This window comes from Hymenobacter sp. GOD-10R (assembly GCF_035609205.1).
Taxonomy (GTDB): Bacteria; Bacteroidota; Bacteroidia; order Cytophagales; family Hymenobacteraceae; genus Hymenobacter.
The window spans coordinates 6087260-6099102 of the sequence record NZ_CP141184.1 but is presented as its reverse complement, the minus strand read 5'-3'; the positions used below and the strand labels follow the sequence as shown (position 1 = coordinate 6099102).

The 11843-nt window shown below is 55.2% G+C and carries 11 protein-coding genes; 1 reads left to right on the top strand and 10 read right to left on the bottom strand.

What is annotated here, in order from left to right; translation table 11 throughout:
- Window positions 1-409: 409 nt before the first annotated feature.
- From SD425_RS24330 to SD425_RS24315, 4 genes are all read right to left on the bottom strand, one after another.
- Window positions 410-940, bottom strand: a complete 531-nt coding sequence (locus SD425_RS24330) for an energy transducer TonB (RefSeq protein ID WP_324673219.1) — start codon at window positions 938-940, stop codon at window positions 410-412.
- 168 nt (window positions 941-1108) lie between these two features.
- Window positions 1109-2428 carry a TonB family protein gene (locus tag SD425_RS24325; protein WP_324673217.1) on the bottom strand — a complete coding sequence of 440 codons (1320 nt, stop codon included), beginning with the start codon at window positions 2426-2428 and terminating at the stop codon, window positions 1109-1111.
- A gap of 105 nt (window positions 2429-2533) precedes the next feature.
- On the bottom strand, window positions 2534-4060 hold the full coding sequence (locus SD425_RS24320) for a M56 family metallopeptidase (protein WP_324673215.1): 1527 nt from the start codon (window positions 4058-4060) through the stop codon (window positions 2534-2536).
- A complete protein-coding gene (locus tag SD425_RS24315; RefSeq protein WP_324673214.1) occupies window positions 4026-4448 on the bottom strand; it encodes a BlaI/MecI/CopY family transcriptional regulator in 423 nt (140 codons plus the stop codon). Before SD425_RS24315 ends, SD425_RS24320 begins: the two co-directional genes overlap by 35 nt.
- Window positions 4449-4871: 423 nt before the next feature.
- Between SD425_RS24315 and SD425_RS24310 the strand changes: the two genes are divergently transcribed.
- The gene (locus SD425_RS24310; RefSeq protein WP_324673212.1) at window positions 4872-6119 is read left to right on the top strand and encodes an alpha/beta hydrolase family protein; all 1248 of its coding nucleotides are present in this window, start codon (window positions 4872-4874) and stop codon (window positions 6117-6119) included.
- 221 nt (window positions 6120-6340) lie between these two features.
- Here SD425_RS24310 and SD425_RS24305 read toward each other — a convergent pair whose 3' ends face one another.
- The 6 genes from SD425_RS24305 to SD425_RS24280 all read right to left on the bottom strand — a co-directional run bounded on the left by SD425_RS24305 (window position 6341) and on the right by SD425_RS24280 (window position 11721).
- The gene (locus SD425_RS24305; RefSeq protein ID WP_324673209.1) at window positions 6341-6625 is read right to left on the bottom strand and encodes a hypothetical protein; all 285 of its coding nucleotides are present in this window, start codon (window positions 6623-6625) and stop codon (window positions 6341-6343) included.
- 209 nt (window positions 6626-6834) lie between these two features.
- Entirely contained in the window at window positions 6835-7209 is a 375-nt protein-coding gene (locus tag SD425_RS24300; RefSeq protein WP_324673207.1) for a hypothetical protein, read from the bottom strand.
- A 68-nt stretch (window positions 7210-7277) separates the two neighbouring features.
- Entirely contained in the window at window positions 7278-7757 is a 480-nt protein-coding gene (locus SD425_RS24295) for an energy transducer TonB (protein WP_324673203.1), read from the bottom strand.
- Between the two features lie 12 nt (window positions 7758-7769).
- Window positions 7770-8216 (bottom strand): energy transducer TonB, encoded by a 447-nt coding sequence (locus tag SD425_RS24290; RefSeq protein WP_324673200.1) that lies wholly within the window; start codon window positions 8214-8216, stop codon window positions 7770-7772.
- A gap of 64 nt (window positions 8217-8280) precedes the next feature.
- Window positions 8281-10740: a penicillin acylase family protein gene (locus SD425_RS24285; protein WP_324673197.1), complete on the bottom strand. Its 2460-nt coding sequence runs from the start codon at window positions 10738-10740 to the stop codon at window positions 8281-8283.
- A gap of 156 nt (window positions 10741-10896) precedes the next feature.
- Entirely contained in the window at window positions 10897-11721 is an 825-nt protein-coding gene (locus SD425_RS24280) for a septal ring lytic transglycosylase RlpA family protein (RefSeq protein ID WP_324673195.1), read from the bottom strand.
- Window positions 11722-11843 lie beyond the last annotated feature (122 nt).

Below are 11843 nucleotides of genomic sequence, written 5' to 3'. Positions count from 1 at the left end.
ACGCTTGGCGCAACAGCCTTACCTAGCCTTTACTGACCAAGAATACTCGCTTAGGGCTAGGAGCAGGGTAGGGTTATACAAGCTGACACTTACTGCCGTATTCGCAGGAGGCTGCATGCACAAGCCAGCAGTGGCAGTAGGAGTGAGGAAATCGCCTGCGTAAGCTGCTGACGGGCAAGTAGAACGAATATATAGGTGTCAGAAGAACCGGACAATCACATAAGTATGTGACCTAGTGTAAGCCATGTTCTTTCAGGTAAGCCAACGTTCTTCAAAAATCATTGGATCTGGCGCTCTTGAATGTAGGATCTAGCCATAGCCTAGGGCCTTTATGCAAAATGCCAGCTACGGCTAGGTAGCTGGCATCTCGTCTCTGATAATCTACTTGCGATAAAAAGCGGATCGGCTGTTAATTCTTAGCAAACGAAATAGGCACTACATAAGAAACTTTGACTAAGCGGTTGCCTTGCTTACCGGGTGTCCAGCGGTTAGGCAAAGTGTTGATAACGCGCAGAGCTTCATCATTTAGGGCTTTGGCTGCTGCCGCTTGGGTTCCTTCTTCCTGCATGCCATGCTGAAGCCGCACGCCTGAAAGGGTGCCATCCTTCTCGACAATAAAACCGACAAACACTTTCCCTTCAATACCTGCTTCTGCGGCTACGGACGGGTAATGCGTGTTAGCGACAATATCAGCCAGTAGCTTAGGAATACCACCAGGATATTCTGGCATATGCTGCACATATGCAAAAACCGTATCCTTCTGCACTGGTGAAACTGGCGAAGCAATAGGGGCCGATGCAGTAGCGCTGGCTGTTTGAGGCTCCGGCAGTGCACCTGTATAGGAGGTTTTCTCGCAAGCCGCTACAGTGAGCAACAATGCGCCGACGGGTAAAGCAAGCCACTGCTTCCAGCGGCGGAGTACGAACGAATGGTGTAGCATGGCAATACAGGTTGGTCGTTAGAAGTAAACAATAGGTAAGTAGTAGCTTGAAAGTGTGGGCTTCGCCTAGCTGTAGACAACAACAATAGGGCTAGGTGCTTGCAAGAGCTAGGCAACACTAGCCAATTGAGAGAAAGACATCTGCTTGCCACCTAACAAGCTGTCTGGCTAGTTCTTTTGAGATGGAGGGCGAGGTGTACCAACTAAAGTCGCGTGGTACTTTGGGTTGAGCAGAAACACCACTGGAACAGTGAAGGAAACGGCTACTGCTTTGCCACCTTGCCTACCTGGAGTCCATTTGCCCGGCAGGTTCCGCACGGCAGTTACAGCGGCCTCGTCCATTTCTTTTCCTACTGTCTCCAAACCCTTGAGCCTGGCTATTCCTTTTTTCAGTTCGACTGCTTGAATACTACCGTCTTCGGCTACGATGAAACTAACGAACACTGGGCCTTCCACTTGCATTGCTCGTGCTGCCGCAGGGTAGCGCACTCGTTGTGCTATATCTTTTGCAAGCTGACCAAGCCCTCCTGGGTACTGCGGCGTCTGCTCAACAGTGGTGTACACTATTGGCGGAGGCGGAGGAGCTACTCGGCTAGAGGAAGATGCTACAGCTGTTGGAGCAGCAGGTTCGGTAGTCTGCTCGCAAGCCACTACGGTGAGCAACAACGCGCCAACGGGCAAGGCGAGCCACTGCTTCCAGCGGCGAAGAACAGGTGGATGATGGAGCATGGCAATACGGGTTAGGATGGAAGATGTGTGGAAAGTGGTCGTTAGGGCTGGCGTGAAACCTAGGCGGGTCGCCGCCTGTCGCGCTAGCAGGGCCGCGTAACTGCTCGGCGTGGCCTGGCTGGCCGCTGCATCAGCGAGGTACTCGTGGGTGAGGTGCAGGGCGCGGGGCAGCAGGTGCACAAACGGGTTGAACCACAGCACCGCCCGCCACAGGGCCAGCCAAAGTCGGTCGTAGGTATGGCCCTGCCGGGCGTGGGCTAGCTCGTGCTGTAGCACCTGTGCCGCCTCGAAAGCGTCGAGCGGTGTGGTTTCGTCCCAGTACACGGTGCGGCCAAACGAGCCGGTTGGTTGGTGGCCGCCAGTCAGGCGCAGGGTATAGCCAGGGTACTGCTCGGCTGGCAACGAGCGGGTGAAGCGCCACTGCTGCCAGAGTTGCCAAGCTAGGTGTAGTAGAAAGCCAACAGCCCCGGCGCCATATCCACAAAGCAGCCAGTTGATTTCGGGTTGAGGAGTTGCTGCCGCACCCACGTGCACTTCGGGCAGCAGAAAGCTAGGTAGGCGGTCCAGTAAAGCGGGAGCAGTGGGCCACAAGCTAGGTAGGCGCAGCAGCGGCAATCCCGCCGCGAGGGCCGGCGCCAGCAGCAAGAAGAGTCGATTGTAGCGGAAGCAGCGCTCCGGACGCAGGGCTAGGTAGTAGAGCACCCACAATGTGCCGAGCACGATTGTGCTGAGCAGCATCCAGTTGAGGAGAGGCGGCATTATTTAGAGTCGTTAAAAAACGGAGGCAAGAGATGTAATCAGAAGCCTGTATCTACAACACGACCTAGGGAACGGCTAGGCTGTAAGTGGCACCCAGTGTTGGTATTACTGGCGCTTGTGGTTTTTATAGTAAGAAGAGTCAGGGCGGATAGCGTATTTATTGACTTTGTTAAGATTCTGAGCACTAGGCTCTCTGATAGGAATTGATATACCCATAGAGGCTTTTGCATCTACGCCATCGAAGCTCCAAAGAGTATCAAAGTGGTACAGATCGGGGTATTTAGACGAGATTATATCCATTGAGCTTGGATTCACGTCGCATATAAGCGTCACAAGAACCGGAACTGCCTTGCCTGCTTGCCGCCCTGGGGTCCAATGGCCCGGTAGGTTTCGCACAGCGGATAGGGTTCTCGCTTGTGCTTCTTCAATCGCTGCTGCTGGCCCTTTTAAATCAGAGCTGCTCTGATCAATAGCGACATTTTGCATGTTGCCGTTTTCAGCCACCTCAAACCTGATAACAATACGGCCTTTAGGGTGCGCGGCTATAACAGATCTGGAGTAGTATCTACGGGAATGCATGATAGGATCAACAATATCCCCAAACAGCTTGTGCGTACCCGTTTCGTAGATTGGTACTTGTTCTACTTGCTGATAAGTATATACCTTATTTGATGTCGTCTGATCATTGTTTATTGGTACAACTAGCTCTGGCTTCTGCGTGCAAGCGACCATCACGAGTAGCCCGGCCCCGAGTGGTAATAGCAGCCACTGCTTCCACCGACGAACGGAGGTAGTGTGCAGCATGGCAATACGAGCTAGGGTGTGGGATTGAGCGAAAGAATGCGTGAGCGAAAACCTAGGGTGAAACTGCCGCAGCGTGAGCCGGGCCAAGAGCGCTGTGTACGTAGTAGGTGCCGTTGCAGCAGTAGTAGTTGCTAGTACCGCTGCGTCGGCGAGGTACTCGTGGGTGAGGCGCAAGGCACGCGGCAGCAGGTGCACGAACGGATTGAACCACAACACAGCGCGTAGTACCTCCAACTGAAGCTGCTCCCAGGTGTGACCTTGTTGCACGTGGGCTAGCTCATGTTGCAATACGTATTGGGCTTCCGTGGTGGTAAGAGGCGCGGTTTCATCCCAGAAAACAAACTCACCAAAGGAGCTAATCGGGAGCTTGCCGCCAGTGAGCACCAACGTATAGGCAAATTCCGGCTCGTGTGGTAGTTGGCGCAGCGCCATGCGCAAAGCTGCTAGCTGCCAGCCTAGGCGCACCAACCACACGAGCACGCCGGCCACATACACCACCGCGAGCCACTGCCATGGCGCCGCAGACACGTCCGGTAGTACCTGCTGCGCCACGCTCGGTACGGTAGCCGCTGGTGAAAGCGCTACGACCGATATCGTAGGAGTAACAATGGGGGCAGCTGGTAGCCAGCTACCTAGCTCTAGAGACGGCAGCGGCAACAGCGGCAGACCAAGCGCGAGCCATGGCACCAAGACCAAAAACCAACGGTTGAAGTGAAAGCATGGCTCTTTCCGCAACGCTAGCTGATACAGCAACCAGCACGCGCCTAGGCAGCAGGTGCTTTGCCACATCCATTCAAGTAGGGCGGGCGTTGTCGGGAGTAGAGGCATCGTCGTTAGGGTTGGGGGTGGGGAGGTCTTGCTGGGCGATGCGCAACAGTTCGTCGAGTTGCTGGGCATCAAGATTTTCTTCCTTCGCGAAGAAGGAGACGAGCCGGCTGAAGGAGTTGCCGAAGTAGCCACCGAGGAGCTTGCGGAGGGAGAAACGGCGGTAGTCGTCCTGGGCAATGAGGGCGAAGTAGCGGTGCGTGCGACCGAAAGCTTCGTGGTTCACGAAGCCTTTCTGTTCCAGAATGCGGATGATCGTCGAAACAGTGGTGTACGCGGGCGTCGGTGTGGGCAGGTTGGGCAGCAAGTCTTTCACGAAAGAAGGGCCGCGCTGCCACAGCACCTGCATTACTTGCTCCTCAGCCTTGGTGAGTTCGGGAAGATTATCCATGTGATTGATGATGACTGAATTGAAGGTATAACTAAATTATTAGTTATACAACTAAAGTCTTAGATAATATTTTGACAATGGCCATTATTCAGCCCGTCTGTCATTCCAAGCAGCGCGAGGAATCTAAGTCAGGACTTACGCAAAATGGCTCGAATGCTAGGTTCCCGCAGAGGTTCGCAGAAGAAAGCGCAGAGGTGCGCAGAGTTCCAACGGCCATGTGCGTAAGTCCTATGAATAAAATACCGAGCTAGCCTACTCAGATTCCTCGCGTTGCTCGGAATGACAGCGGGGAAGACCATTATCCCTAATCTTAGAAAAAGCTGTATTCTCCTTCTAATCAGGTATTCAGCGCTCTTTGAAGAAATTTTTTGGCCGGTTTGTGGTGTTGTATAAGCAGATCACCATTCTAAAGCCACCCTTCTTTTGTTCTCTGCAAAACCTAACTTCTCACTGCGGCAACTTACTTGGCTGCTGTGGCTTACGCTGCTGGTAGCGCCTGCGCTCAGTTGCAAGAAAGACGTCTCCCAACCCACCTCGGAGCCCACCACAACCATCCCGACGCCAGCGGCTCCCCAAACGGGCCAGCTGCTCAGCAGCACACTCGTCGGCGAATACACGCCCGCCGACCTAGCCGGCCGGGTTTCGGAAGTACCGCTGGTAGGAGCGCTGACGAAATACTCCATCAAAGCGTACCGCCTCACCTACACCACGCTCAACACCGATGGCAAGACCATCACGGCCTCCGGGGCGCTCCTCGTGCCTGTTACCCAGCAGCCACTTGCCGTGCTGAGCTACCAACACGGCACCATCCGGCCTTCCGACGAAGATCGGGCGCCTTCGCACTACAGCTCCAACAGTGAGGTGTGGTCGGCGGTGTCGGTGCTGGCTTCGACCGGCTACATCGTGTCGGCACCCGACTACATCGGTTACGGCGCCTCCAAAGCCTACCCGCACCCCTACGAGCACGCGCCTTCGTTGGCTTCGGCTTCGCTGGACATGATGCGTGCTGCGTATGCCTTCTGTGCGAAGGAAAACGTGCAGGTGAGCAAGAAAAACTTCCTGCTCGGGTATTCGGAAGGCGGCTTTGCCACGCTAGCCTTGCACAAGCTAATGGAGGAGAAATACGCGAATGAATTTGCGGTAACGGCTTGCGCACCGGGCGCGGGTGCCTACCACAAGTCGGCCTTCGCTGATTACATCCTAGCTTCCGACAAACCCTTGAATTTTCTCAGCACGTATGTGTGGGTACTTGACACCTACAACCGTGTGTACGGCATCAACCGGCCACTGTCGTATTATTTCAAAGCGCCCTACGCCGACCAATTGAAAGCCAACGTGTTTGGCGACGTGCCCGACTATCCCAAGCAACTCTTCACCGATACATTCCGCAACGGCATCCTGCAAAAGACGGACGCCCAGATGCTAGCTGCTTTCCGCGACAACGATATCTACGACTGGAAGCCCACGGCACCGCTCGCCCTCTTCCACGGCACCGCTGATGACTACGTACCTTACTTCAATTCGCAGGACGCCTACAATGCCATGCAAGCCCGCGGCTCAAAACAGGTAGAGCTGCGGCCTATTCAGGGCGGCAACCACTTTACTTCGGTGGCCGCTTATACGCTGTCCGCGTATGCGTTCATCTCGCAGTACAATACAGAGCTGAAGTAGCTTATTTAGAACGTCATGCTGAGCTAGTCGAAGCATCTCTACCGCAGTGATAATCATTTACTTTGGCGGTAGAGATGCTTCGACAAGCTCAGCATGACGTTCTTTTTCCATCCTTACTGATGTAAGACCACTTACCTAGCTACTAATGAGGAACGAAAAAGGCCGGCTCTCGGGAGAGCTGGCCTTTTTGATGTTTCTGTACGTGGTAAAAGAGTGGCTGCTTAGCCATGGCGGCTGCCACTTTGAGGAGCTTGTCCTTCGTCGGTAGGAGTCGTTAGGCCGGTACCGCTTTCCATATCACCGGTAACTTGGTCTTTCATGTTTTCGCCGGTGGCTATGTGCGGCTGGCTAGCTTGGCCCGACAAGCCACTCCGTACCGAGCGGCTGTGGTCGGTGGAGCCGGCGTGCTGTGCCTTCTCCGACGATTGATTGCTGATCTTCTCGCTGTTGACATTCGGCCCAGCCATGGGGTCGTGTTGGCTGCGTTTTCCAGATTGCTTCGACATAATCGCAAAAGTTATAGTGGTGGGAAGGGGCTAGGTCGACTGGATGTTGCGCCCGCGACCTAATAAAAAGATACGCCATTCAGCCCCAGCTGTTTCGCCGAAAACAAAAAGGATTGTGTGCTTTTGCCGCGAAGCAGAACCGTGGTAACCAGGCTATAGAGTAGCTGCGACGGGAAAGCCACTGTGCTGTGCCAGCCTACGTAGCAAGGCTAGCGGACGGTACTTCTTTCGGCTGGGGTGGCAGTGGTTTGCAGAGCTTGTCGTAGCCAGCAGCCCGCTAGCGCCGCCACTCCTCCAACCAAGCCCCCTACAATAGCCGTGACCAGCACCAGCGCCCAGCTACTGCCGCCAAGCGGGAGAAGTTGGGCTACGCGGTGTGCGAGCAACCCATCGTTGCCAACGTTTCGCCATGCCGCGACTACTGCCCAGCCTAGCCCTACACCGGCAAACCCAGCCAAGAAGCTCCGCCCACCCGTGCGACCTAGCCTCGCCGCTAGCAGGAAGGCAATTGGCGCCACGATCCACCAGGGGAGGAATAGTTGGGCTAGTGCAGTGATAGCTAAGATGAGTAAGAAGAGGAGCATGAGTAAAGAAGAATGGAATGATAATTCAATCGTAATTAAGTCTTCTCTTCGATGTGCTTGGGCAACTACTACTGGCACACAGAAGATAGATCTTGTATGTTGTTTGGAATCTCAGGTGCGGTGAGGCTGAACATAACGGGCACTGTCATGGACACGGCTACATTAATACCATTCTGACTCCCTGGTATCCACTGGGACATGCTCCGAACTACGCGCAGCGCTTCTGAGTCGATAGCTGGCGAAAGGCCACGCATGACAGTAGCATCCTGCACTTTCCCCGTCTCATCAACTACAAAGCTTACAAATACCCGTCCTTGCACGCGACCCGATTTTACTTCTTCCGGCAGGTTCACGTTTTGGGCAAAGTAACGGAGTGCGCCACTCAACCCGCCATTCGGATAGTTCGGCAGGTGTTCCACGTAGGAGTACACAATACGCTTCGAACTTGTGGGTTGCACGGTGGCCGTTTGGTTAGTTGCCTGTTGGCTGCTTTGGGCGGCTGCGGGCAGCACTAGCAAAGCAAGGCCGCAGATGATAGCATGCTTCATATAAGTGACATATTATGGAGCAACTTCTATTGAGAACAAGTCATCTACATCCTTTGGAAGCTTGTAAGGCTCGCGGCTAAACGAGACGGGCAAGATCACGGAGACAGCCACTGGTACTCCACTTTCACGACCAGGCCGCCAAGCAGGTAAGCTCTGGATGACGCGTAGCGCTTCAGCATTCGTAGCCGGCGAGAGACCTTTTTGGATCCTAGGTGCCTGAACTTTGCCTATTTCATTTACTACAAATTCCACGAAAACCAAACCGTCTATTCGGCCTGCCTTCACTTCCTCCGGCAGGCGAACATGCTTTGCAAGGTAGAGGAGCGCCCCGCGTTTGCCGCCATTTGGGTAGGTAGGCATATGTTGTACCCAGGCGTATATCACAGGCTTCTGGCTGGAAGCTTTAGCAGAAGTACCGAGTTGTTTGGTTTGGGCTACAATGGTAAAAGGCAGCAACATGAGCCAAAAAGCTAGGTAGTACGTCATGGCAGCTCAGTGAAAAGCTAGGTTTGCTACACAGGTTTCAACGCGTTAACTCCCACGCCGCTTTCACCCGCGGATTTTTCTCATCGGCGCTACGCAGGAACACCAGCGGGTGCAGCTGCCCTTTGCTCCAGGGCTCAATCATGTCGTCGTAGAAGGGGGAGCCGGGGTTGCCAGATTCGCCGCCGGGAAATAAGCCGTAGGCTTGTACCTGCGGACCTAGGGCCACCACCATGCGCCACGAAGGGCCATTGCGCTCGGAGGTGGCATTCACAATGCCGGCTCCGCCGCCCACATCTAAGTCCATGTGGCCGAAGCCGGGTAGCTGGGCTAGATGCAGGATGTCAGTGCTTTTCTGGTTGGCCCACGCCCATTTAGGGCCAAGCGGACCAAACTTACGGGTGAGCGAATCGGCGGCAAACCGGAACGACGCGCGAGCTAGCTCCGCCAGAGTCTCCTTGGCTGGGGTGCGGGTGTCGTCGATCCAGCGGGAGTTTGGCTCTTGCAGGATGAGCGTGTTGGTTCGGTCGCGGGTCGGGTAACGCATTTCCAAACCAGTGGCTTTACCAAAGTCATCCTCCCAGATGCGCTTTGCTAGGTTGTTGTACCACAATTCAAAGACACTGGGGCCAGTAGCATGCGCATCATAATAGTAGTTCCAGCCGCGAAGTTCGTTGTAGACCTGCTGCTGTGGCGTCGAGAGCTGTTGCGAAGCAACAAGCGCCAGCATGCGCGGGAGCATCAACTGCGCATTCAGACCTAGGTTGTCGTTCTGCAACACGCGCAGGCTGTCGGGCGTGACCTGGTTCATACGGGCCAAGCGCTCGTTGATACGGTGCCCCCGCTCGTAGTCGCCGTAGTTCCAGTTGAGGTAATAAGGGTAGTCCTTCGGATTAGCCGAAAACTGGTTGGCCGACGACACAAAGCCCCGGGGCGGGTTCTTCACATGCGGGTTTTGCGCCGACGGAATCCAACCTTGCCAATCGTAAGCCGGATTGGTGCCGTCCATCACAAACTTGCCTTGCTCTTTCCATTTTAGCGGTAGCAAGCCATTGGGCCAGATGGCAATATCCTTCTGACTGTCAGCAAAGATGAAGTTCTGAGCCGGTGCGCCGTACGTAGCAAGCGCAGTGGTGTAGTCCTGATAGTTATGGGCGCGATTGAGGCGGTAAAAGGTTAAAAATTCGTTGGCGTCGTCGTGGTTCACCCAGCGCATGGCATGCAGGATGGGCGTTTGGGTAGCAAAAGGAAACGCTTTCTTTTGCTGCGGGCTCAGTTGCCGGTCGTACACAACGGGGCCGTGGTGGGTGTAGAGCACTGTATCGAGCTGGTCGGGCTGTCCGCGCACCTTGATGTGCTCTACTACGCGACGCACTGGCTTCCAGCGGCCATCGTGCCAGTACTCGCGGCGGGTGTTGTCTTTAAACTTCAGCTGGTACCAGTCGAGCACGTCGGCATAGGTATTGGTCACGCCCCAGGCCACTTGCTCATTGAACCCAATAATGACGAATGGCACGCCCGGAATCGATACCCCGCACACGTTCACGCCCGGCGCGGCGAGTTGCGATTGGTACCAGATGCTAGGTAGATTGAGCTGCAAGTGCGGGTCGTTGGCGAGCATGGGATAGCCCGTGGCCGACTTTGCGCCACTCACAGCAAAGTTGTTGGAACCTAGCTCGGGGTCGGGCTGGTTTTGCGGCACCAAAGGCGAATAATCGGCCTCGAACCTGGTGGGGGCCGGGGGAACCGGCACCGGCTTGAAGTCGAGCGGCGTGCCTTCCGGTATCACTGGGTCCTCGCGCAACGGGTAATCGGGAAATAAGTCGCGGACTACCTCGCGGCCGTACTTACCGAGGGCATTGCTGAGGCGCAAGTCGTCGGAGCGGCCTGTGAGGTCAAACGCCATGTACTTCAGAATCAACGCACACTTCAGCGGTGCCCAGGGCTCGGGTGCGTAGTCGAGCAACTTGTACTCGAACGGATACGTGCTAGGCGTCAGCGAATTGATATAGGCATTGATGCCATCAGAGTACGAAGTAATTACCGTACGAACGGTGGGGTCGGCCATTGCCGTGTCGAGTGATTTATGGGCACCGTGTACCATGCCCATGCGCCGGAAGAAACGATCCGTTTCCAGCCGGTCTTTGCCCACTATTTCCGACAGCCGCCCCGCCGCTACGTGCGTGATAAAATCCATCTCCCAAAGCCGGTCGCGGGCCGTGAGGTAGCCTTGGGCGTAGTATAGGTCGTGGTCGTTCTGGGCGAAGATGTGCGGCACCCGTTGGTCGTCGAAGCGCACTTGCACGGGTTGCTGCAAGCCAGGCATCGCCAACGTTTGCTGCGCGAGAAAATCGGCTGCCGATTCACCATTGCGCCAAAAGCCCCGAAAAGGACTTAGAAACTTGCCAAACGGCGGCACGGCGCCCAGGCGCGTATTCAGCGCCCACGTCAGCGCCACTGTTACAAGTAAAGCTAGGATTGCCTTGAGCCATCGTATCATAGATGGCAAGTAACGACCTAGCTGTTAATAAACAAGGACGGTCTGCTTGGCTACGAGTTTGCTCATACACGTCGTAGGCTGCTAGCCAGCAATCCGCATAAAAAATGACACCCCAACTGTGAGGCCAGGGTGTCATTAGAGGCAAAGAGCTAGGCTTTATTTTGCAGCAACTTGCACGGGAGTGGCTGCAGCAGGCACACGTCGCACGAGGGCGTTGATGCCGTGCTGCTTGAGTTGGCGGCGTACCTTTTTGGCGTTGCTCCAGGTGTCGAACTGACCTACGAGCACACGGTTCAATGCTTTCTCGCTAGCGGTTTCTGCTTCGATAGTCGCTGGCAACGAGGCGTCGATCTTCTGAATCTTGGTCAGTTGGCCTTGCGCGTTGTGAGCATCGGAGAAAGTGCCGGCCTGTACGATGAAAGCTAGCTTCGTGGCTACGGCCGGAGCTGCTGCCGCCATCACTACTTCTACGGGAGCACTAGCCAGCGTTTGAGTGGTATCGGTGGCGAGGAGCAAAGCCTCTAGGTCGTTGGGAGCTTCGGTAGGACCTAGCGGGGTGTCTTCGGCCACTATTTCGGCCACCACGTCAACGGCGCCGTGCTGCACGATATCCAAGGGGCGGGCGGCTACCTCCGAAAGGTCGAGCACGCGTTGGTGGCGGAAAGGGCCGCGGTCGGTGACGCGTACCACGACGGCTTTGCCGTTATCAGGATTGGTAACTCGTAAGCGGGTGCCGAAAGGAAGGCTACGATGAGCGCAAGTGTACTTGAAACGGTTGAACCGTTCGCCACTGCTGGTAGCCTGACCTTGGTGTTCGCGGCCGTACCAGGAGGCGCGGCCACGGATTACGGCTGCCTTGGCAGCGCCAGTGTTTTCATCCTCTCCTGAGGCAGCACAAGCCGCCTGCAAACCGAAAACAAACAGGAAAAGAGAAATAGCTAGCAACAAGCCAAAAGAGTGCAGTCGAATACGCAACGTCATTCTGTCATTGATTGGTGAACGGGACAAAACTAGAAGTACCTTCTAGAACCGACCGTATATAGCCGGGTGTTGGCCCTGCGCCCAAACCGTGCCATTTATCCTTTTCAAAGAAAATTTGCATT